General features: G+C 59.6%; 22 protein-coding genes. 8 read left to right on the plus strand and 14 right to left on the minus strand.

Annotated elements, in window-relative coordinates:
- Positions 1 to 2 precede the first annotated feature (2 nt).
- From FEE99_RS17885 to FEE99_RS17920, 8 genes are all read right to left on the minus strand, one after another.
- Positions 3 to 749: a hypothetical protein gene (locus FEE99_RS17885; protein ID WP_041479693.1), complete on the minus strand. Its 747-nt coding sequence runs from the start codon at positions 747 to 749 to the stop codon at positions 3 to 5.
- A gap of 43 nt (positions 750 to 792) precedes the next feature.
- Positions 793 to 1,473: a C39 family peptidase gene (locus tag FEE99_RS17890; protein WP_024012915.1), complete on the minus strand. Its 681-nt coding sequence runs from the start codon at positions 1,471 to 1,473 to the stop codon at positions 793 to 795.
- Positions 1,474 to 1,537: 64 nt separating this feature from the next.
- Entirely contained in the window at positions 1,538 to 2,524 is a 987-nt protein-coding gene (locus FEE99_RS17895; protein WP_041479692.1) for a hypothetical protein, read from the minus strand.
- A gap of 73 nt (positions 2,525 to 2,597) precedes the next feature.
- Positions 2,598 to 3,170, minus strand: a complete 573-nt coding sequence (locus tag FEE99_RS17900) for a hypothetical protein (protein ID WP_041479691.1) — start codon at positions 3,168 to 3,170, stop codon at positions 2,598 to 2,600.
- Position 3,171: 1 nt separating this feature from the next.
- Positions 3,172 to 3,621, minus strand: a complete 450-nt coding sequence (locus tag FEE99_RS17905; RefSeq protein ID WP_041479690.1) for a hypothetical protein — start codon at positions 3,619 to 3,621, stop codon at positions 3,172 to 3,174.
- Between the two features lie 331 nt (positions 3,622 to 3,952).
- Complete coding sequence (locus FEE99_RS17910) at positions 3,953 to 4,477, minus strand: AAA family ATPase (RefSeq protein ID WP_041479689.1); 525 nt, start codon at positions 4,475 to 4,477, stop codon at positions 3,953 to 3,955.
- A complete protein-coding gene (pnuC, locus tag FEE99_RS17915; protein ID WP_041479688.1) occupies positions 4,474 to 5,037 on the minus strand; it encodes a nicotinamide riboside transporter PnuC in 564 nt (187 codons plus the stop codon). Before pnuC ends, FEE99_RS17910 begins: the two co-directional genes overlap by 4 nt.
- A gap of 170 nt (positions 5,038 to 5,207) precedes the next feature.
- Complete coding sequence (locus FEE99_RS17920) at positions 5,208 to 6,842, minus strand: methyl-accepting chemotaxis protein (protein WP_041479687.1); 1,635 nt, start codon at positions 6,840 to 6,842, stop codon at positions 5,208 to 5,210.
- A gap of 293 nt (positions 6,843 to 7,135) precedes the next feature.
- Between FEE99_RS17920 and FEE99_RS17925 the strand changes: the two genes are divergently transcribed.
- Both FEE99_RS17925 and FEE99_RS17930 read left to right on the plus strand, forming a co-directional pair.
- Positions 7,136 to 7,966: an undecaprenyl-diphosphate phosphatase gene (locus FEE99_RS17925; RefSeq protein ID WP_016774688.1), complete on the plus strand. Its 831-nt coding sequence runs from the start codon at positions 7,136 to 7,138 to the stop codon at positions 7,964 to 7,966.
- Positions 7,963 to 8,391 carry a DUF1294 domain-containing protein gene (locus FEE99_RS17930; protein ID WP_041479686.1) on the plus strand — a complete coding sequence of 143 codons (429 nt, stop codon included), beginning with the start codon at positions 7,963 to 7,965 and terminating at the stop codon, positions 8,389 to 8,391. The genes FEE99_RS17925 and FEE99_RS17930 overlap by 4 nt, the downstream gene beginning before the upstream one ends.
- A gap of 166 nt (positions 8,392 to 8,557) precedes the next feature.
- Here the strand turns inward: FEE99_RS17930 and FEE99_RS17935 are convergent, their stop codons facing one another.
- Entirely contained in the window at positions 8,558 to 8,917 is a 360-nt protein-coding gene (locus FEE99_RS17935) for an MmcQ/YjbR family DNA-binding protein (RefSeq protein ID WP_041479685.1), read from the minus strand.
- Entirely contained in the window at positions 8,914 to 9,822 is a 909-nt protein-coding gene (locus FEE99_RS17940; RefSeq protein WP_041479684.1) for a LysR substrate-binding domain-containing protein, read from the minus strand. The genes FEE99_RS17935 and FEE99_RS17940 overlap by 4 nt, the downstream gene beginning before the upstream one ends.
- Positions 9,823 to 9,948: 126 nt before the next feature.
- Here FEE99_RS17940 and FEE99_RS17945 point away from each other — a divergent pair, with 126 nt between their 5' ends.
- Both FEE99_RS17945 and FEE99_RS17950 read left to right on the plus strand, forming a co-directional pair.
- Positions 9,949 to 10,560, plus strand: coding sequence for an FMN-dependent NADH-azoreductase (locus FEE99_RS17945; protein ID WP_041479683.1), 612 nt, complete (start codon positions 9,949 to 9,951; stop codon positions 10,558 to 10,560).
- Positions 10,561 to 10,727: 167 nt separating this feature from the next.
- Complete coding sequence (locus FEE99_RS17950; protein ID WP_041479682.1) at positions 10,728 to 11,765, plus strand: alpha/beta hydrolase family protein; 1,038 nt, start codon at positions 10,728 to 10,730, stop codon at positions 11,763 to 11,765.
- A 42-nt stretch (positions 11,766 to 11,807) separates the two neighbouring features.
- On the opposite strand, the gene FEE99_RS17955 is transcribed toward FEE99_RS17950, so the two are convergent.
- The 3 genes from FEE99_RS17955 to FEE99_RS17965 form a co-directional block, all read right to left on the minus strand.
- The gene (locus FEE99_RS17955) at positions 11,808 to 12,803 is read right to left on the minus strand and encodes an IS110 family transposase (RefSeq protein ID WP_064361053.1); all 996 of its coding nucleotides are present in this window, start codon (positions 12,801 to 12,803) and stop codon (positions 11,808 to 11,810) included.
- A gap of 375 nt (positions 12,804 to 13,178) precedes the next feature.
- Positions 13,179 to 14,366, minus strand: a complete 1,188-nt coding sequence (locus FEE99_RS17960; protein ID WP_041480403.1) for an MFS transporter — start codon at positions 14,364 to 14,366, stop codon at positions 13,179 to 13,181.
- Positions 14,367 to 14,648: 282 nt separating this feature from the next.
- Positions 14,649 to 16,235 (minus strand): ABC-F family ATPase, encoded by a 1,587-nt coding sequence (locus FEE99_RS17965; RefSeq protein ID WP_016774693.1) that lies wholly within the window; start codon positions 16,233 to 16,235, stop codon positions 14,649 to 14,651.
- A gap of 374 nt (positions 16,236 to 16,609) precedes the next feature.
- Here FEE99_RS17965 and FEE99_RS17970 point away from each other — a divergent pair, with 374 nt between their 5' ends.
- From FEE99_RS17970 to FEE99_RS17985, 4 genes are all read left to right on the plus strand, one after another.
- Positions 16,610 to 17,836 carry a zinc-dependent alcohol dehydrogenase gene (locus FEE99_RS17970; RefSeq protein ID WP_041480402.1) on the plus strand — a complete coding sequence of 409 codons (1,227 nt, stop codon included), beginning with the start codon at positions 16,610 to 16,612 and terminating at the stop codon, positions 17,834 to 17,836.
- 15 nt (positions 17,837 to 17,851) lie between these two features.
- Entirely contained in the window at positions 17,852 to 18,781 is a 930-nt protein-coding gene (locus tag FEE99_RS17975; protein ID WP_041480401.1) for a ZIP family metal transporter, read from the plus strand.
- Between the two features lie 110 nt (positions 18,782 to 18,891).
- The gene (locus FEE99_RS17980; RefSeq protein ID WP_041480400.1) at positions 18,892 to 20,259 is read left to right on the plus strand and encodes an iron-containing redox enzyme family protein; all 1,368 of its coding nucleotides are present in this window, start codon (positions 18,892 to 18,894) and stop codon (positions 20,257 to 20,259) included.
- Positions 20,260 to 20,273: 14 nt separating this feature from the next.
- Positions 20,274 to 21,218: a methyltransferase gene (locus tag FEE99_RS17985; protein WP_041480399.1), complete on the plus strand. Its 945-nt coding sequence runs from the start codon at positions 20,274 to 20,276 to the stop codon at positions 21,216 to 21,218.
- 33 nt (positions 21,219 to 21,251) lie between these two features.
- Here FEE99_RS17985 and FEE99_RS17990 read toward each other — a convergent pair whose 3' ends face one another.
- Entirely contained in the window at positions 21,252 to 21,686 is a 435-nt protein-coding gene (locus FEE99_RS17990) for a hypothetical protein (protein WP_041480398.1), read from the minus strand.
- Positions 21,687 to 21,794 lie beyond the last annotated feature (108 nt).

A 21,794-nucleotide genomic window follows, 5' to 3' on the forward strand; every position in this document is an offset into this window, starting at 1 on the left:
GTTCAATATCCGATATTGCGTAGGGCCCCGAGTTGGGTCAGGTTGCAATCCAGTGCACCGGCGCTTCTGCCGTTATTGTTCAGTACGACGTTGAGTTGCGTAAGGTTGTTGACCACGTTGGCGCTGCCCAGCAATCGGGTGTTCTGCAGCAGCCCGCCCTGGGCGACTTGTTGCAGTGCCGTGCCTTGATTGCCGCTGGCCTGAATGGCCATTTGCACGCCACCGCCATTGGCTGAAACCGCGACACTGCCGGCGCCGTTGCTGCCAGTAATGGTTTGGCCGGCGATAAGGGCCTGGCCTTGCGATGGCACCAGTGCCGGCGCCTGACTGGCTTCGCTGACGTTGATCGCGACGTTGTTGTTGGCGGTGTTGCCATCGCCGGCGGCGCGTACGCTTTGCGTCACACCCTGGCTGCTGTTGAGGCCGGCGCCACCGATTACGCTGCCGGTGCCTGCGGTGAGGGCGCTGCCGTTGCCCGACTCCTTGATGGTCGAGACGTAGAATTCCGGTTTGACGGTTGCGGCCTGGATCTGCATCGAGGTCGCGGCCCCGATCAAGTCGCCGCTGGCGTTGCGCCAGGTGCTGCTCATGACAATGCCGAAGCTGATAATCCGCCCCGGCATGACGTAACGACCGCGCAGCTCGGCGAGCTCCTGGTCCTTGATTTCGATGGGTTTGAATCCGGCATGGGCTAAACCTGACGCACTCGCTGCCAGGCAGGCGGCGGCCAGCCAGTATGAGCTTTTCATCTGCTGCTCCCGGGACATCCAGTCCCATTCTCTAACTCGGCGATTAAAAGAAGTCGCTCTGAATGAACCCGAAATCCATCAATTCCGCATCTTTGACCGGGTTGAAACTGTCCAGCGAGTTCTTCGCCGTCAGCGGCACCGGAGGGCTGCGCAAGGCGTTGGCCTTGTCGTAACCGGGGCCGACGATGGCAAAGACAATGCCGTTCCAACCTTTGACAAAGTCGTCGTGCTTGTAGCGCTTGTGGCCGAGAACCGGGTCACCGATGTAGACCCAATCCTTGTCCGAACGCTGCAGGACGACGAAATGCTTGTAACCACGAATGTCCATCAGAACCACCACCGGAATGGTCACCGCTTCGAGTTTCTCGGGCGGGATCCGGTAACCACGGGCACGCATGCCGATGCTTTCTACGTAGCGCTTCATGTCGAGCATGGAGAAACCCTGGGTTCGCACCAGGTCCTGGTCAGCGTTGACCAGCATGCCTTTAATGATGTGCTCCTCATCGACGTCGAGCCAATAGGCCTGGCGCAGGACCGTTGCCAGTGCAGCAGCGCCGCAGCTGAAATCGGTTTTCTGTTCGACGATGTCGGCAAACTTGCGCTCACGAATGCTTTGCACGTCCTTGTAGACCAGCACGCCACCCGGCAGGGCAGCGACGGGCATCTGGGCCGCCTGAGTCAGGCCGCACAGACAAAGCAGAGCGAGGAGGGCAGGAGTCCGCATGATCGAATACGCCTTGTGGAACCGAGGAAAAGCCCCGTTGCCGGGGCTTTCGTTTCGATCGCGATTACATGCAGGCTTTGCAACCTGCGGCGATGGACAGCGAGTTGCTTTGTTGGTTGCCCACACCCGCCGAGACGTTGGCTCCGCCGTTGCCGGAGAAGTTGTTCATCGAGTTGGTCATGTTGGCGTTGTTGACGACAGGGGTTTTCCAGCCATCTTTGGTCAACACTTGTTGGGTGGTGACGCCAGCGAGGCCAAAAGTACCCACGGCTTCGAACTTGGCTTTCTGATCATCGTTGCCGCCATGGCCGCCGCCACGGTTACCCCAGCCGCCATGGTCGTTGTCGTCTTCGATGGTCGCAGTGCCTTTGGCTTTGAACACGCCAGCGGCTGCATAAGTACCGGTAAGGGTGTCGGTTTTGTAAGCCTGCACGCCTTTGTTTTCCACGACCAGGCCAGTCGAGGACTGGTTGGCAGAGGCGGCAGCCTGCGCTACACGACCACCGGAAACGGCGATGGCGAGGTTGTTTTTCTGTTGGTTGAAGTTGCCGGCGGTCACGTTGATGCCGATGTTGCCGGAACCGTTGTTACCAGTATTGGTGAGGTTGGCGTTGTTGAAGGTGGAAGAGTTTTTCACGTAGTTGTTGTTGTTCACCTGAGTCGCACTCGAGGCGGCAACAGCATTGCCGAAGATGAAGCTTTCGTCAGCGGTGGCCAGTGCAGCAGCGTTGTCCTGCTGGTTGCCGTCGCCGCCCGCCACGTTGGCACCCATGTTGCCGTTGGAGCCGTTGAGCGAGTCGCTGGCATTGGCGTTGTTCAGGGTGCCCTGGTTTTTCACCACGTTGCCGTCGCTGTTTTGTGCGTCGAGTACAGCGGCGCCGGCGCCTGCGGTGATCTGCAGCAGTTGTTCAAGATTCGGACCTTGTGGCTGGCCGTGACCGTTGCCGTGTCCATTGCCATGCCCGTTACCACGACCGTCGGCCTGTGCTGCCATTGCCATCACTGCTGCGAGTGCGAAAACCAGTGGTTTGAGAGCCATTGTAGGTTTCATGGTTGTTTCTCCGTCGTGCTTATTAGTTGGTTAAGTGTTGGGACTTTTCTAATTGCACTGCTTTTTGTTTGGGTCAGTCTGCGACCCGGATGCTCAGGGTGTTAGCCATGCGGTTCCCCACCCCGGCACTCTGGTTCACCTGGATTACCCCGCGGCTGCCGGTGAAGGCCTGATCACTTGTCGTGACCTGGCGACTGCCGATTGAAGTACCAGTTGCTCCTGAGCTCGGTAAAAACGCCACGTTCTGTTGTGAAAGGGCGCTGTCGTCAACGCTCTGCGGGCCGGCACTGATGCTGACGCGCGTAACGTTGGCCATTTGGTTGTTGGCACCGGCGCCCTGGTTCACACCGAGGATGCCGTTGCCATTGCTGAAAGAGTTGCCGCCGATGTTGGCGCTCGCGTCGATGGCGCGGCTGGCGGGCGTGTCGATGGTCTGCCTGACGCTGGTAGTGGCATGGGCTTCGGTGCCGATGGCAATCGCCTTGGTGTTGGCTTGTTGCATCTGGTCACCGGCAGCCTGGTTGACATTGAAGTTGCCGCGATACTGGGCGCCGGAATCCTGAATGTTTGCCTTGTTGACTGAAGCCGAATCGGCCATGGCGCTGGTGCAGCCGAGCAGGGCGAGAAGCAGCAGGGTGCGATTCATGTCATTGGCCTCCGGCCATGCGAGTCAGAGGCGCCAGCCCGGTGCTCATCGCCCGGTTGACGGTATTGGAGATCGAGGCGCCAGAACCACCGCCGCTGCCAGTGCGCATACCGGGCAGGCCATTCTGGTTGGTCAGGGTGTTCATGCCGGGCAGGTTTGAGCTGGGCGTGGTCATGTTGCCGCGAATCGATGAGCCGCTGGCGACACTGGCGAAATCACCGTCAGTGAGTTCGGTACTGCTGAGGGTCTGGTTGATCCGCGCCGAAGGGTTGGCGTTGACCGTGGTCGGATAGGGGTCTTTGCCGCCATTGCGCCCGATCGCGATGGGTTGAACGTCGCGGTTAAGGACGATCACGCCGTTGCCTTCAGCCTGGGCGCTGACGCTGATCAAAGCGCTGGCGGCTGATCCGATCAGCAGGAGGCAGGTCAGGCCTTTATTGAAATTCCCCACGGCTGCAATTCCTTCTTCAGTGGGCTGGGTTATTCAGCGTTGTGAAGGAGAGAGCGAAAGCTGTGCCGGTTTTGAATTATCTGTTTATTTCAACGGCTTACATGCTTTGGGAAGTTTCCTGTTGCGGGCATTGTTTCAGCGCTGAGACACAGGGCGGATCGCTTGCGGGGCAATGGGCGCCGGAAAGCTCTGGAACAGGGGTTTGCGCCGAGGTGTTTCATCGGCGTAACAGATCACGGGACGCGATGGTGAATGACGCTTGGGCGGGGCCTTTGCGCGGTCGTGAGTGTTTCAAAAACGGACAGTTTTGCGTTAAAAGCCGCCGGGCGGCTTATCTGGACAGCAAACGCTCGACCGCCGCAAAGGCTTGCGTCTGGCGCTCGGCCCAATTGCCTTCGATCACTTGCAGCGGTTGTTGGTGCTGGATCAACCAAACGCGGGTGGCTTCGTAGAACGCCATGCGATCCGCAAGATCCGGTTGGCAGCGCTGGCCGTCTTCGGTCCAGTCGATCTGTTGCGGGGACAGCAGCAGGTGCAGGTCGTAATGGCGCGCCAGTAACTCGGTTTCCAGCCAGGCCGGGCAGGCGCCAAACAGAGTCTGGCTCCAGAGGATGTTGCTCAGCAGGTGGGTGTCGAGAATCAGCAGTGGGGGCTGTTTCGCGCGCGCCTGATCTTCCCATTGCACCTGACCCCGGGCAATGGCCGGGATATCCGCAAGGCAAGTGTCGCGTGGGTTGTCTTCGATGAACCGACGAACATATTCATCAACGCGCACGCCGCCGAAACGCTGCTCCAGCCCTGCCGCCAGCCAACTCTTGCCGGTGGATTCCGGGCCGGTGAGAACAACGACTTTCATGTGCGCAACGCCGGATCGGCACGCCATTCCCGCCAGCCTTGCACCGCGAGCAAGGTAAACAGCGCGTAGAGCGCGGCGGTCAGGTACAGGCCTTTGTAGATGAACAAGCCGACAAAGATCACATCGAGGACGAACCACAGCGCCCAGCATTGCAGACGTTTTTGCGCCATCCACAGTTGCGCGACCAGACTGAAACCGGTGAGCGCGGCATCGAGCCACGGCTGTGCGGCGTCGGTCCAATGCGCCATCGCCGCGCCCAGCAACACACTGCCGATCGCCCCAACGCCGAGGCCGAGCACCATCGAGCGTGGATCGAGGCGGGTAACCTGGCGACCGTCATGCATCGTCCCGGCGCGGGTCCACTGCCACCAGCCGTAGATCTGCAGCGCGGCGTAGATCACTTGCAGCAACATGTCCGAATACAGCTTCACCTCAAAGAAGATCCAGCTGTAGAGCAACACCATGACCAGCCCGATCGGCCAGCACCACGGATTCTGCTTGACCGTCAGCCACACGGCGATGACACCGAGGGCAGCGGCAAACAGTTCAAGCCCGGACATGAGGGATCCTTGGGGGAGTTGAGAAGGGGGCGGATTGTACTGCATTCGCCCAGACACAGAAGTACCCTGTGGGAGCGAGCCTGCTCGCGAAAGGGCCTGTCCAGTCGACATCTTCTTCCAATGACTGGCCCGACGCCTTCGCGAGCAGGCTCGCTCCCACAGGTTATGGTTCAGACCCGGAACTGGCGCAGCAACCCGTTGAGCTGTTCGCTCAGTTGCCCAAGCCGCAGGCTGGCTGCACTGGACTGCTCAGCCGCCAACGCGGTGCTATGGGAAAGCCCGGCCGCCTGGGTGACGTTCTGGTTAATGTCCTCAACCACCTGCGCCTGTTGCAGCGTAGCGCTGGCAATCGACGCATTGAGGCCGTTGAGATTACGCAATGCCTGGCCAATCGCATTAAGGCTCGCTCCGGCCAGTCCCGCCTGTTCGATGGTCAACTGCGAGGCCTTGCTGCTGTCGCCGATCACCTTCACCGCAGCCTCCGAATGATTCTGCAAACGCTCGATCATCGACTGAATCTCCGCCGTCGATTTCTGCGTACGCTGGGCCAGCAAGCGCACCTCATCGGCGACTACGGCGAACCCGCGACCCTGTTCTCCCGCGCGAGCCGCTTCAATCGCCGCGTTCAAGGCCAGCAGGTTGGTCTGTTCGGCAATCGAACGAATCACCTCCAGCACGCTGCCAATCTGCGTACTCTCCGCCGCCAGGGTGCGGATCACTTCCACCGCTTGATCAATCGTGCCCGAGAGCTTGTCGATCTGTTGCAGGCTGCCGTCAATATTGATCTGCCCCTGTTGCGCCTGCGCTTCGGCATCGCGCATTTCTGCGGCGGCGTGTTCGGCGTTTTTCGCCACGTCCTGCACGCCGTAGGTGACTTCGTTGATCGCTGTGGCCACCAGTTCCATCTGCTGCGACTGCTGCTGGCTGCGCTGCTGCGCCTGCGAGGCATCGTTACCCAGCTCGCTGGAAGACTGGCCCAAAGCGCTGGCCGAGACCTGCAGATCACCAATCACTCGGCGCAGCTTGGCGGTGAAGGCATTGAAGTGATGGGCCAGTTCGGTGACTTCATCCTTGCCATGGGTATCGAGGCTGCGGGTCAGGTCGCTTTCGCCACTGGCGATGTTGGCCATCGCATTCACGGTTTCCTGCAACGGACGGACGATGCTGCGTGCGATCAGGATCACGAGCAGCGCCATGATCAGCGCAATCGCCAGACCGATGGCCGACGCCTTGATCATCTGCCCTTGGAATTCGGCTTGCACATCGTCGACGTACACGCCGGAGCCGATCACCCAGCCCCACGGCTCAAACAGCTTCACATAAGAAGTCTTGGCAACGGGATCAATCGCTCCCGGCTTCGGCCAGCGATAATTGACCATGCCCGCGCCTTTTGCCTTGGCGATGGCGACCATCTCGTTGAACACCGCAAAGCCGTCCGGGTCGCGGATCGCCGAAAGGTTCTGGCCTTCGAGTTTGGGGTTGGTCGGGTGCATGACCATCACGGGCGTGAGGTCGTTGATCCAGAAGTAGTCGCTCTGGTCGTAGCGCAGGCCACGGATCGCGGTCAGCGCCTGCTTTTGCGCGGCATCCCTGGTCAGGGTGCCAGCGGTCTCAAGACCTTGGTAATAGGTGAGCAGGCCGCTGGCGGTCTGCACCACGTGCTGGGTTTTCTGCGCCTTGGCGTGGTAGAGGTCGTCATGGATCTGCTTGAGCATCAGCACGCCCAAAGTCAGCAACATGACCACCGCCACGATCAAGATGAGCCACAAGCGTCGGCTGATCGACACACTGCGCAAGCTGTTCATAACGCTGTCACTCCGGATTCTTGTTCTTGTAATAAACGACCGCCAGCATCCAGTCACAGCTGAGTGCCCGGGACTACCATCCAACGCGCAGAGCGCTTTTGAGGCTTGTCTGTTAGGATTTCGGCCCCGCGCGCGAAAACCTGAATCCGGTTTTGATATTTCACGGAATTTTTACCGTTTCGTGTGGATCCTGTGCGCGCGCAATCGCTACAGCTTTTACCGGCTACGCTGGACGCAGTGAACGAAAAAATACTATCGGGGCATGCCCGCGTGCATCGCTCTTTGGGGGATTGATGGATCTTTGGACCGCCTTGCAGGCACTGATTCTAGGAGTTGTAGAAGGGCTGACGGAATTTTTGCCCATTTCAAGTACCGGACACCAGATCATCGTCGCCGACTTGCTGAACTTCGGCGGCGAGCGGGCCATGGCGTTCAACATCATCATCCAGCTCGGCGCGATCCTCGCGGTGGTCTGGGAATTTCGGCGCAAGATCCTCGACGTGGTGATCGGCCTGCCGACCCAGCCGAGCGCACGGCGTTTCACCGCCAACCTGCTGATCGCCTTCCTGCCGGCCGTAGTGCTCGGCGTAATTTTTGCCGATCTGATCCACGAATATCTGTTCAACCCGATCACCGTGGCGGCGGCGCTGGTCATCGGCGGGATCATCATGTTGTGGGCCGAACAGCGCCAGCATGAAGTCCACGCCGAAACCGTCGACGAGATTCGCTGGACCGACGCGCTGAAAATCGGCTTCGCGCAATGCCTGGCGATGATTCCCGGAACCTCGCGTTCCGGCTCGACGATCATTGGCGGCCTGCTGTTCGGCCTTTCGCGCAAGACGGCCACCGAGTTCTCGTTCTTCCTCGCCATGCCAACCATGGTCGGTGCGGCGGTGTATTCGGGTTACAAATACCGCGATTTGTTCGTGCCGGCGGATTTCCCGGTGTTCGCCATTGGTTTTGTCACGGCGTTCATCTTCGCCATGATCGCTGTGCGCGGCCTGCTCAAGTTCATCGGTAGCCACAGCTACGCAGCTTTTGCCTGGTACCGGATTGCCTTCGGCCTGTTCATTCTGGCCACCTGGCAGTTCGGCTGGGTGGACTGGTCGGCGGCCAAGGCATGAACGACTCCCGCACGCGCCGCCCTGAGGGGCGACCTTCAGGCGGGCGCGTTCAGCATCTGAAATTGAAGCTTGGGGTGTTGCTGATCGTCTGCGCGCTGCCGCTGTTCGGCTCGCTGTCGATGTGGCTCAGCGGCATCTCGCGGGTGCCGCTGGCGGCGTACGGGATTGTCAGTGTGCTGGCGTTCTTTCTGTACTGGGCCGACAAACGCAAAGCCCGCACCGATGCCTGGCGCACGCCGGAAAACATCCTGCATGCGGTTGAACTGGCGGGTGGCTGGCCGGGCGCTTTGATCGCGCAGCAGGTGTTTCGGCACAAAACGCGCAAGGTATCGTTTCAGATTCTGTTCTGGGCGATCGTGTTGTTGCATCAGGTGTTCTGGATTGACCAGATTTTCCTCGGTTCCAACCTGCTAACGCTGTTCTAAAGAACACACTTACCCCTGTAGGAGCTGCCGAAGGCTGCGATCTTTTGGGACGCAGAGCGTCCCCGGCTGCATTCCCACGCAGAGCGTGGGAACGATCAATCCTCGCTGATGAGTCGCCTGACAAACCGCCTTCGCGAGCAGGCTCGCTCCCACAGGATTTGCGTGCTTACAAAAGCAGGCCGATTTGGGTTTTCTTAGGCAACTTGCCCACCACCAGTTGATGCGATCGCTGCAACAAACCCTGTAATTCCTCGGCACCCAGCGGGTAGGGCGGGTGCATGATGATCCACTGCGCCCGCGCCAGATACGGCGCCGGATGAATCCCCGGGCGGTCGCAATGGCCGAGAAACAGATCCTTGTCGACCTTGAACGCCAGCGAATCCCCACGTAATCCCTGCAAGGCAAACATCTTGTTGCCGGCAATCGAGAACACCCGCACGCCGCCCCATTTGTAATCTTCCCGCGCGCCGGGCAGGGCCAGACAAAACTCGGCAACCTCGGTTTCGCTCATTCTTCCCTGTTTCATAGAAATCGATCCCCGCAGGCATTGAACGATTCGACCAAGTGATCGATCCATGCGCGCACCGCTGGCATCACCCCGCGCCGGTGCGGATAGACCGCTTGCAACCAGCCGCCGGGCAATGACCACTCCGGCAGCACCTGCACCAGCGTGCCGTTACGCAATTCGGTTTCGCAGAACATCATCGGCAGCACGGTAAAGCCCTGACCGGCGAGCACGCAGGCCTTGCGCACCACGAAGTCATCAATGCCCAGCCGCGCTTCCATGCTCAGATCGACGCTCTTGCCTTGCTGATCGAGCAGACGCACATGAACCATGCGGTCGGCTTCCAGCGCGCCGAGTACCGGCAGGTTTTTCAGGTCCTGCGGATGAGTGATGGTCTTGCCTTGCATGAACGCCGGGCTGGCGATCACCACTGCTTGCGCCTGCCGCAAGCGGCGGGTGACCAGCAACGGGTCTTCATCGCCGTGATCGCGCACACGCAACGCCACATCGATGCCTTCGGTGACCAGATCGACCCGGCGGTTGAGCAGGACGACCTCCAGCTGCACCTGAGGAAACTTGCCGAGGAAATCGCTGATCACCGTCGGCAGCATTTCATGGGCAAGACCGGTCGGGCACGATACCCGCAAGCGCCCGCGAGGCTCGCTGGACATGCTCGCCACCGCCTCGTCAGCCATTTCCGCTTCCAGCAGCATCGCCTGACAGTGGCGCAAGTAGCGTTCGCCCACGGCTGTTAGGCTAAGTTGGCGGGTAGTGCGTTGCAGCAGACGCGCGCCAAGACGTTCTTCCAGTTCAGCGATGCGTCGCGACAAGCGTGACTTGGGAATGCCGAGCAGGCGCCCGGCGGCGGCAAATCCGCCGGCTTCGACCACTTTGGCGAAATAGTAGAGATCGTTGAGGTCCTGCATGCGCGTTTCCAGTCGTTCTATCAATGGGACGAACTATCGCATTGTCAGCGACTAATCAGCTATTGGTTTGTTGCGTAGGATTGTCTCCATTCCGTCGCCGCCGGCGATTCTTTCAGGAGAACCCACATGAAACTGTTGCACATCGATTCGAGCATTCTCGGCGACAACTCGGCTTCCCGTCAGTTGAGCCGTCAAGTCGTCGACGCCTGGCAAGCCGCCGAGCCGAGCGCCGTGGTTACCTACCGCGACCTGGCCGCCGATGCGATCAGCCACTTCTCGTCGACCACGCTGGTTGCCGCCGGCACCACCGCCGAACTGCGCGACGCTGCGCAACAGCACGAAGCCGAGCTGAGCGCTTCGACCCTGGCCGAATTCATCGCTGCCGACGCCGTGGTGATTGCCGCGCCGATGTACAACTTCACCGTGCCGACCCAGCTCAAAGCGTGGATCGACCGCGTCGCCGTCGCCGGCCAGACGTTCCGCTACACCGAAGCCGGCCCTGAAGGCCTGTGCGGCGGCAAGAAAGTGGTGATTGTGTCGACCTCTGGTGGCATCCATGCCGGTCAGGCCAGCGGCATCGCTCACGAAGAGTATCTGAAGCTGGTACTGGGCTTCCTCGGCATCACCGATATCGAGATCATCCGCGCTGAAGGTCTGGCTTATGGCGAAGAAGTGCGCAACAACGCCATGAGCGCTGCGCAGGCAAAGATCAGCGAGCAACTGTTCGCCGCCGCGTAAGGCTTGCGTAAAGAACAGCGCCTGTTCAGGCAATCCCCAAAAAACTCTGTATTCTGGTTCCGCAAGGGCCGAATGCGGAGTTTTTTGTTTCTGGCTGTTACATAATCTGGCCCGGGTTATGCAGTTTCAGCACATCCGACGATGTGGTCCAACAGGGTAGGGCATTCATGAGGCATCTTTGTGCAATGTTGCTGATTTGCCTGCTGGGCAGCCTGAATTCAGTGCAGGCCGCACCGGGGCGCCACCCTGTCTGGAGCGTCGGTTATCACGAGATGACCTTTCTCGACCCGCTCGATCTGCAACCGATGCGCGCCATCGCTTTTTACCCGTCCAGTGACCGTGAGCATATGAGTTTGCTTGAGGGCTATTCGGTCGAAGCTGGAGAGGACACCAAAGTCGCAATCGGCCGCTTTCCGATGTTGATGCTCTCCCATGGCAATACCGGCACGCCGCTGGCCTTGCATGATCTGGCGACCTCGTTGGCGCGCAAGGGGTTTGTCGTGGTTGCGGTGATTCATCCCGGCGACAACTGGCGCGACCACAGCCGACTTGGCACGTTGAGCAATCTCTACGGGCGGCCAATCCAGATTTCCCAAGCGATCACCGCGACGCTCGGCGACAACATGCTGGCCCCGTTCGTCAATGCTGATCAGGTTGGTGTGATCGGTTATTCGGCTGGAGGCGAGACCGCGTTGATTCTTTCCGGGGCGCAACCTGATCTGGATCGTCTGCGCCGCTATTGCCAGGAACGTCCGGACGATCACGACGCCTGCAACACCCAGGGCGAGCTGATTGTCGATCGCGACGATTTGCAGCCAGTGGCCGATCCACGGGTTCACGCCCTATTGCTGATGGCGCCGCTGAGCCTGAAGTTCGGCCGCCACACCCTCGCCGATGTGCACGTACCAGTGCTGCTCTACAGCGGCGACGGCGACAAACTGGTGGCCTTCGATAAAAATGCTGCGGCCCTGGCGCGCAAACTGCCCACCGCGCCGGACTTCAAACTGCTGGCCGGAGCAGGGCACTTCGTGTTCATGGCGCCGTGCACCGAAGAGCAGATCCGCGCCATGCCGGCATTGTGCACCGATGCCGACGGGGTGGATCGCGAGGATATTCACCGCAACCTGATCTCCGAGGCCGGACGGTTTTTTGCCCAGGCACTGGGTAAATCGAGCAGGGCGGGGATGCAGACGGCGGATCAATAACTTCATCGCCGCCACCAATTCCTGTAGATACTCTGTTCGCGGTCAAGCTTTTTGGGTGTGTTTACCGCTAAAAAGCTTGGCTGTACTGAAGTCTTCGCCTGCCCGCATGCAGGCCCATAGTCCGGTCAGGTATTTGCGCATGACTGCGACGATAGCCTGCATCTTCCTCTTTCCTCGAGCCACCAAGGCTTCGTAAAACGCTTTAACGTTCGGGTCGCAACGTATGGCAGTCAGCGCAGGCATGTACATCGCTGATCGCAAATAGGCATTGCCGCTCTTACTTATCCGGCCGGGTTTATCAATGCTGGTGCCTGACTGCGTGAGTCGGACATCGAGTCCGGCATGGCGGCTGACCTGCGCTGACTTGAGCGTTACCGGTAAGGTCGTCAGTTCAGCCAGCGCCGCAAATACTGAGATCTCACCCATGCCAGGGGCGGTGATCATGTGGGCGAACTGGGCGCTCAACGTTGGGCAGTTGTCGATCAGTGCCCGACCAGCGAGTCGGAAACGCTCGATTCGTTTGTCAAAGGCGTTGATGGCTTCTTCTTCGTCCTCAATCAGCATCAGAAGAGTTGTTTGAGTGGCTTTTAGTGCATGCAGCTCGTTTTTGGCGCGGGTGCGATGACCCGTCAAACGATTGATGTGGCGACCGATAGCGCGCAGCTCAAGCTGTATTGAAGTGGGCGGCGTCCACAACCTTGGGCTCATGCGTTCGCCGTACTCAGCTAATAACTGGGCATCGATTGCGTCCGTTTTGCTGTTTTTCAGCATCAGTTTTGCAAAGTTGTGAAAACTCTTCGGATTGATAACCGAGACTGGCAAACCTGCCGCAGCGAGCTCCATGGCCAAGTCCAGGTAGTAGATTCCTGTGGCTTCCATCACCACAGACATAGGCTTGAGCTCAAGCAATTTGCCGACAGCAGCTTTGCGCCCCGCCGGTGTCTGGTCGATATTGCACTGACCTGCAAAGCGGCCGCCATTGCGCCAGCCCATCGCTGTAGTGCGAGATCCCACATCCAAGCCGACGTGCATGTTCATGCTTTCAACTCCAAGAGAACTGAGTTAAAAATGCTTCCTGGTTCCCCTGACCTCGAACTTCATGCCACTGCAACCTTGTAATGCGAAGTCCGACTCGTCGGCTTCTCGATACTCTTCGTGGTGGGCAATGAGGCGGGGGGACCTCTCTACAGACAAGGTCAGGAGCAAGTCCTGCCTTAAGGAGCGATCGGTCTCCCCCAGAAACACATCTTCGTATGTCGCACCAGCGAGCTTAGATCTCATTCATGCTGGTGTGTGGGGAACATACAAGGAGCTGACGAGTGCAACGAGGCTGCGATCTCTTGATCTTCAAAGCAAAATCAAAAGATCGCAGCCTCGTTGCACTCGTCAGCTCCTACAAGGGGATCGGTGGTTTCAGGAGGTCGCGCGACGCTTGAGCAACAAGGTCAGGCCCAGCCCGGTCACCGACAACAACGCCGCGCTGAAGAAAATCCACGAATAGCCCAGATTCAACGCCACCGCGCCCATCAACGGTCCCGCGATCGCCAGCGCCAGATCGAAGAACACTGCATAAGCCCCCAACCCTGAACCACGACTGGAACTCGGCACCTGTTTGATCGCTTCAACCCCCAGCGCCGGGTACACCAGGGACAGCCCAAACCCCGCCAGCCCTGCGCCAGTCAACGCATACGCAGTGGAGGGCGCCAGCCACAACAGCACCAGCCCGACAGTTTCAACCGACATGCAAACGATGGCTGAGGCAAACCCGCCAAACCGGGCGATGGCCGAGATGAACAACAGCCGCGACAGGATGAAACACACGCCAAACACGGTCAGGCAGTAAGCTGCGCCGGTCCAGCCTCGATTGAGGTAATAAAGGGTGATTAACGTGGTCAGTGTGCCGTAGCCGATAGAGGCCAGCGTCAGGCTGGTGCCGTACGGCGCAATCTTGCCGAACACCGCCCAGAACGACAGGCGCTCGCCACGAATCACCGGCACCGAAGGTTTGTTGCGGATCAACCACAGCGCGCCTGCCGCCAACGCCGACAGCGCGATGCCAAGGCTGACAAAGCCATATTCAGCGACCATCACCACGCCCAACGGCGCGCCAATGGCAATCGCGCCGTAAGAAGCGATGCCGTTCCAGCCGATGGATTTTGCCGTGTGCTCGACACCGACCTGGCCCATGCACCAGCTGATGGTGCCGACACCGATCAGGCCTTGGGCAATGCCAAGCAGCAGGCGCCCGGCAATCAGAATCAACAGGCTGGTCAGCGGAAAACTTTGCAGCAAGGTCGACAGCAACGTCAGCGCGCCGCTGAGGACAATCCCCCACAAGCCATAAATGATCGCCCGCTTGGTGCCCAGGGTATCCGACATGCGCCCGGCCATTGGCCGGCTGAGCAGTGTGGCGAGGTACTGCGAACCGATCACCAGGCCGGCAATGATCGCGCTGAAACCCAGTTGCTCATGGACGTAACCGGGCAGTACCGCAATCGGCAACCCGATACAGAGAAAGGCAATGAAGGTATAGAAAACGATGGAGACGATCTGCAGGGTGATCGCCAGGGAGCTTTGCGGTGGCAGTGGCTGCGCAGACATGAGCACTCGTTCGCGGGCGGCGGTGGGAGAGTTGCCGACATCATCGCGCGGGGCCGGGATAAAAGAAAGCAGGCTAACTACTTTCCCTTGGGAGTGATGGTGCTGCTCACGGCCCATTCGCGAGCGGGCTCGCTCCCACATTTGAAATGCATTCCCCTGTGGGAGCGAGCCTGCTCGCGAATATCTGCGCACCCACAATTCCCAAGCGCCGAATGCAAAAAGCCCCGTCACACGGACAGGGCTTTTAACTTGCAGCTTGCAGCTTGAAACTAAAAGCTGCTCTTAGAAAACCACACCCTGGCTACGCAGGTAGTCGTCATAAGTGCCGCTGAAGTCGGTCACGCCGTTCGGGCTCAGCTCGATGATGCGCGTGGCCAGGGACGATACGAACTCACGGTCATGGCTGACGAAGATCAGCGTGCCCGGGTAGTTTTCCAGCGCCAGGTTCAGTGCTTCGATCGATTCCATGTCCAAGTGGTTGGTCGGTTCGTCCATGATCAGCACGTTGGGCTTTTGCAGGATCAGCTTGCCGAACAGCATGCGACCTTGCTCACCACCGGAGATGACCTTGACCGACTTGAGGATCTCGTCGTTGGAGAACAGCATCCGGCCCAAAGTACCGCGAATCATCTGTTCGCCCTGGGTCCACTGACCCATCCAGTCGAACAGGGTGACGTCGTCTTCGAAGTCGTGAGCGTGGTCCTGAGCGTAGTAACCCAGTTCAGCGGCGTCGGTCCATTTCACGCTACCGGCATCCGGGGTCAGTTCGTTGACCAGGGTGCGCAGCAGGGTGGTCTTGCCGATACCGTTCGGGCCGATGATCGCAACGCGCTCGCCGGCTTCAACCTGGAAGCTGAAGTCCTTGAACAGTGGCTTGCCATCGAAACCCTTGGCCATTTTCTCGACCATGACCGCCTGACGGTGCAGCTTCTTGTTCTGCTCGAAACGAATGAACGGGCTGACGCGGCTGGAAGGCTTGACCTCGGCCAGCTGGATCTTGTCGATCGCCTTGGCACGGGAGGTGGCCTGCTTGGCTTTCGAGGCGTTGGCCGAGAAGCGGCTGACGAACGATTGCAGCTCGGAGATCTGCGCTTTCTTCTTGGCGTTGTCCGACAGCAGCTGCTCGCGGGACTGGGTCGCCACGGTCATGTACTCGTCGTAGTTGCCCGGGAACAGACGCAGCTCGCCGTAATCCAGGTCAGCCATGTGCGTGCACACGCTGTTCAGGAAGTGACGGTCGTGGGAGATGATGATCATCAGGCTGTTGCGCTGGGTGAGGATGTTTTCCAGCCAGCGAATGGTGTTGATGTCCAGGTGGTTGGTCGGTTCGTCGAGCAACAGCACTTCCGGATCGGAGAACAGTGCCTGCGCCAGCAACACGCGCAGTTTCCAGCCTGGCGAAACTTCGCTCATCGGGCCGAAATGCTGTTCCAGCGGGATACCCAGACCCAGCAACAATTCGCCGGCGCGGGATTCGGCGGTGTAGCCGTCCATCTCGGCGAATTCGGTTTCCAGCTCGGCAACGGCCATGCCGTCTTCTTCGGACATTTCAGCCAGCGAGTAGATGCGATCGCGCTCGGCCTTGACCTTCCACAGCTCTTCGTGACCCATGATCACGGTGTCAATCACGGTGAATTCTTCGTAGGCGAACTGATCCTGGCGCAGCTTACCTAGACGCACGTTCGGCTCGAGCATGACCTGACCGCCGGACGGATCGAGATCGCCGCCGAGGATTTTCATGAAGGTCGACTTGCCGCAACCGTTGGCACCGATCAGACCGTAGCGATTGCCTGCGCCGAATTTGACCGAAACGTTTTCGAACAGCGGCTTGGCGCCAAACTGCATCGTGATGTTAGCTGTGGAGATCAATTACCTTACCTATCAATGGGTTAGAGCTGGTCTGTGGTGCATGGTACAAACCTGAGTACCAATCTGGAGCTTTTCCAGCTCCCCCAGTCTGTGCTTGAGTTGAGCCAACGCGCATAAGCCGTCCGCAACTGGGGCCGTTGAAGGCAAGCTGCTGAGCGACGAGTACGGGGTTCTTGTTGGACATTGGCGCGCATTGTCGCATAACTCAGACGGCAGTTATATGGCAGGCAAACGGGCGTACGCATCGGCTCGTCCGAGAAGTCCCCGATATCCGCTGATCAAAATCTCGAAAACCCGAATGAACTCACTCGGCCATTTTCACTTCGGAAAGTGGAGCAGCAGCCATTTTCGTTCAAACGAGTGAGGACCAAGCCATGCGAGCAATGACCTATCACGGCGCCCATGACGTGCGCGTCGAAACCGTACCGGACCCGAAACTTGAAGCCGCCGACGACATCATCCTGCGCGTCACCGCTACCGCCATCTGCGGGTCGGACCTGCACCTGTACCGAGGCAAAATACCCACCGTCGAGCACGGCGATATCTTTGGTCATGAGTTCATGGGCATCGTCGAAGAAACCGGGCCAGCCGTCACGGCCGTGCAGCGCGGCGACCGCGTGGTGATTCCGTTCGTGATCGCCTGTGGCGATTGCTTCTTCTGCCAGCAAGAGCTTTACGCCGCTTGCGAGACCACCAACGAAGGCCCCGGCGCGGCGCTGAACAAGAAAATGATTCCGCCGCCAGCAGCGCTGTTCGGCTACAGCCGTATGTATGGCGGAATTCCCGGTGGCCAGGCGGAACTGGTGCGCGTGCCGAAAGCCAATACCGGCCCGTTCAAGGTGCCGGGCACGCTGTCGGACGAGAAGGTGCTGTTCCTGTCCGATATCCTGCCGACTGCCTGGCAAGCCGTGATCAACGCTGGCGTCAAACAGGGTTCGAGTCTGGCGATCTACGGCGCCGGGCCGGTCGGTTTGCTCACCGCAGCCTGCGCCAGGATGCTCGGTGCCGAGCTGATCTTTATGGTCGACCATCATCAGTACCGCCTCGATTATGCCCAGCGCACCTACGGCGTGATTCCGATCAACTTCGATGAAGACGATGACCCGGCCGACACCATTACCAGCCAGACTCCCGGCCATCGCGGCGTTGATGCCGTGGTCGATGCCGTCGGCCTTGAAGCCAAGGGCAGCACCACCGAAACGGTCATGGCTACACTCAAGCTTGAAGGCAGCAGCGGCAAGGCCTTGCGCCAGTGCATCGCCGCCGTCCGGCGCGGTGGTGTGGTCAGCGTTCCGGGGGTGTATGCAGGATTTATCCATGGCTTCATGTTCGGCGATGCTTTCGACAAAGGCCTGACCTTCAAAATGGGCCAGACTCACGTACAGCGTTTTCTGCCGGAGCTGCTTGGCTACATCGAAACCGGCAAGTTGCAGCCTGAAGCGATCATCACCCACAGGCTTTCGCTGGAGCAGGCGGCCGAGGGCTACAAGATCTTCAATAAGAAGCAGGAAGAATGCCGCAAGGTGATTCTGACCCCGGGTGGCAGCGATGTCCCGCTGGCGCAACTGGATGAAACCACGCCGTTCGTACCGGCCACCTGACACCAAGGAGTTTTCATGGCGCTACCGTCATCTTCGTTCGCCGCCCCTGTGCGCGCATGGTTCGTCAGCCTGACGCGTACGGGCTGGGGAGGGCGGATTTTCTGGCTCACCCTGGTCGGTGTAACCGTGTTGTTGCTGATCAGCGGCTACACCGGTTTGGTCAGTACCGGCCGCGACACGCTACGCCTCGCCACTCTAGGCGGTCTGTCGGGTTTTGCCGCCACGGCAATCGGTGCGTTGCTGGCCCTGGCGTTGCGGGCGATTACTTCGCGAACTCAAGACACCATGCTCGGGTTTGCGGCAGGGATGATGTTGGCTGCCAGTTCCTTTTCACTGATCCTGCCGGGGATTGCGGCGGCGAAGGAAGCGGTGAGCAGTCCCATGCTCGCCGCTGCCGTCGTTGTGGCCGGCATGGCTTTAGGCGTGGCGTTGATGGTCGGTCTCGACCGCTTCGTCCCCCACGAACATGAAAAAAGCGGCCGGCGCGGGCCTGAAGCCAAGCGCTTCAATCGGGTCTGGCTGTTCGTGCTGGCGATCACTCTGCACAACCTTCCGGAAGGCATGGCGATCGGCGTCAGCTTCGCCACCGGCGACATGAAAATCGGCTTGCCGCTGACCACTGCGATCGCCATTCAGGACATTCCAGAAGGACTAGCGGTCGCGTTGGCATTGCGCGTGACCGGCATTTCCGCAGGGCGTGCAGCGTTGATTGCCGCCGCTTCAGGATTGATGGAGCCGTTGGGCGCGATTATCGGATTGGGCATCACCAACAGTTTTGCGTTGGGTTTTCCGGTGGCGATGGGCCTGGCGGCGGGCGCGATGATCTTTGTGGTGTCGCATGAAGTGATTCCGGAAACTCACCGCAACGGCCACGAAACGCCTGCCACGCTGGGGCTGATGCTTGGCTTCGGCGTGATGATGTTTCTCGATACCGCTTTGGGTTAGAAAACCGACACACACCACTGGGCGTATCGCCTCGCACAAAAAGGGAATTTTTTTCAGCGCCAATCACTCTTTCGTTTATAGGCAATGCCAATAACGCAGGGGAATGAGTCATGTCGCTGATCGAAATCCCGACCAGGAAGTCTTCGGGTAAAACATCCATGCCGGCGGATACCGAGCGCCGGCTCTATGACCGATTGCTGGCGGAAGACTCCACGGTTGATCGTGCGGCACTGGACTTCCTGCGCCGGCAGCTGAGCAAGGCGGCTGCGCTGTCCGACGATTTGCCGGCCAGCACCGAAGAGTTGCTGCAATGGTCGGAAACCCGCTGCGCCAGCGTCGCTGCCGAATACGCGGAGTACCTCGAACAGCGTCAGCAGGGCGCGCCGCGCCGCTATTTCTGCAACAAATCCCACGCGTTGTATTTCATCTTGCATGTGGCACCGACCAAAGAGGTCGATGGCGCTTGGCTGGCCGGGCTGCTGCCGCAGTGGCAGGACCCGCGTTTCGACGATTTGCTCGATACCTATCTGGAAGAGCTGGGCGAGGGCGTGCCACGGCAGAATCATGTGGTGATCTATCGCAAACTGCTCGCCGAGCATGACTGCTCCGATCTGAGCGGCCTTGCCGACGAGTACTTTCTGCAAGGCGTAGTGCAGCTGGCGCTGGGGCGTTTCGGCGGACAGTTTCTGCCTGAAGTCATCGGCTTCAACCTCGGCTATGAACAACTGCCGCTGCACTTGTTGATCAGTGCTTATGAGCTAGCGGAGCTGGGCATCGATCCGCACTATTTCCGCCTGCACGTGACCATCGACAACGCCAGCACCGGCCATGCGCGCAAGGCAGTGCAATCAATGCTCGAACTTATGCCGTTGGGCGAAGAGCGCGATGAGTTCTATCGGCGCATGGCCGTCGGTTATCGCCTCAATGATGTCGGCAAGGGCACAACCGCGGTGATCACAGAGTTCGATCTGGACCACGAAGTCATCGCCATGCTTGAGCGCAAGGCGGTGTTTGGCCGGCACATGCATTCCGACTACTGCCGTATCGAAAACCGCACTATCAATCAATGGCTGGCCACGCCGGGACAGATGGGCGAGTTTCTTTCGGCGCTGGAGCGCAAAAGCTGGATCAAACGCGGTGAGGCGGTGGAAGAAAGTCGTTTCTGGCGTTTGATCGACGGCAGCGACGCGGCGATGTTCGGGGTGTTCAATGGCTATGAGAAACAGCTGTTGCGCGACTGGATCACTCAGGATTGCCCGGCCTCCCGGCCTCGGCCTTACGTACGCCGCGAAGCTGCCGTCGAAGAAACCTTTGACGATGACGCCGACCTGCTCAACCTGGAAGCGGCACTGGCCGACAAGCCTGCCGCCGAACAGATGTCATTGTTGATGCCATGGCTGCAACCCCAGCGGCACTGGCGTCCGGCCGGACTTTTCGCGACGCGTCGCTTCATGCAACTGCGCGCCCGCTTGCGTTGAAACAAGGAGGCTTCATGTCGGCACAAGAAACATCGGACAGAGCGCTGTTCGAATTGGGCAAGCGCCTGCTCGACAGCGGTTATCACTTCATTACTCCAACGCCGTTGACCCACGAGCGCTTTTTGCAGCGCTTCGCCACACCTTTGGCGAAGGATCTGCGCGACGTGTTCGGCTGGTCGATGCCGTTTCCTTCAGAGCTGTTTCGCGCAGACGAGCTGGCCAGCCTGGAGCAGGCCGGCATAGTCGAACGCGATGGCGCGGTATGGCGCAGCCATGTGCGCTGGTCGACGCTGAATGACCGGTTGTTCGCCCACTCGGCGTTTCCGACGACGGCGAGCGATGCGGTGTTCTTCGGCCCCGACACTTATCGCTTTGCCCAGGCCATCGAAGCGCAATTGCAGCAGCGCTTTTCGCCGATCAGGCGCGCAGTGGACATTGGCTGCGGCAGCGGCGCCGGGGCAGTGCTCATCGCGAAGGCACGGCCGGATGCCCAAGTGCTGGCGGTGGATATCAATCCGCAGGCGTTGCGCATGAGTGCCGTCAACGCTGAGCTGGCCGGGGCCAACAACGTGTCGGTGTACCACAGCGATCTGCTCGCCAGTGTCGAAGGTCAGTTCGACTTGATCATCGCCAACCCGCCATATATGAACGACCAGCAACAGCGCGCTTATCGCCACGGCGGCGGGGCGCTGGGCGAAGGCTTGTCGGTGCGTATCGTGCGTGAAGCATTGCCACGTCTGGAAGTCGGCGGCACGTTACTTGTGTATACCGGCGCAGCGATTGTTGCCGGGCAGGACCCGTTCCGCGAGGCCGTGGCGCCTCTGCTCAAGGGCGAACGTTTTGGCTGGACTTATCGTGAGCTTGATCCGGACGTGTTCAGCGAGGAACTGCTCAAGCCTGAATATGAGCGCGCCGAGCGCATCGCCGTGGTCGCACTGACGGTAACCCGCGAGCAGTGACCGATAGTTGGGCCACTGCTCGCGCGGTGGCCTTCAGCGATTTCTGATGCGCGAGATCGTCAGCAGGCAAACCCCTACCAGCATCGCAGCCCCGGCCACCAGAAGCGGTGAAGGGCGAATTGGCTGCCGCGAGATACGCTCGATGCGCCCGGCGAGGGAAGCGCGCACTGGCGCAGCAGGTTCCGCCAGATAAGGCGCTTCTTCAATCTCCAGCCGTAAGCCGTCCGGCATTACCAGCGTCAGCCCTTCGATCGTGCCGGCAATCCTGCCCGGATAAACCGGCTCACCGGTCGGGTCGAGCTGGTCGTAGAAGAATATTTGCCCTTCAAGCCAGCCGACGGCGGTCTGCAACTCAGGTCCCAGGTAATACTTTCCATCGAGAAAAAAGCCAGAGAATTGCGGCGCGCGCTCGACGCTTTCAATTCGATAGCGCTGACCTGGTTTCATACCGGTTTCTGGGGCGATCATGGGGGTTCCTCCGTTATTGGTAAGCGATAGAGGAGCGCGTGCCAAGCGTGGTTCCATCGAAATGAGCAACGGGCGTTGCGCCTGTTTGTATGACGCGCAGGCATTACA

The sequence above is a fragment of the Pseudomonas sp. ef1 genome (genome assembly GCF_007293365.2).
GTDB classification, from domain to species: Bacteria; Pseudomonadota; Gammaproteobacteria; order Pseudomonadales; family Pseudomonadaceae; genus Aquipseudomonas; species Aquipseudomonas siliginis.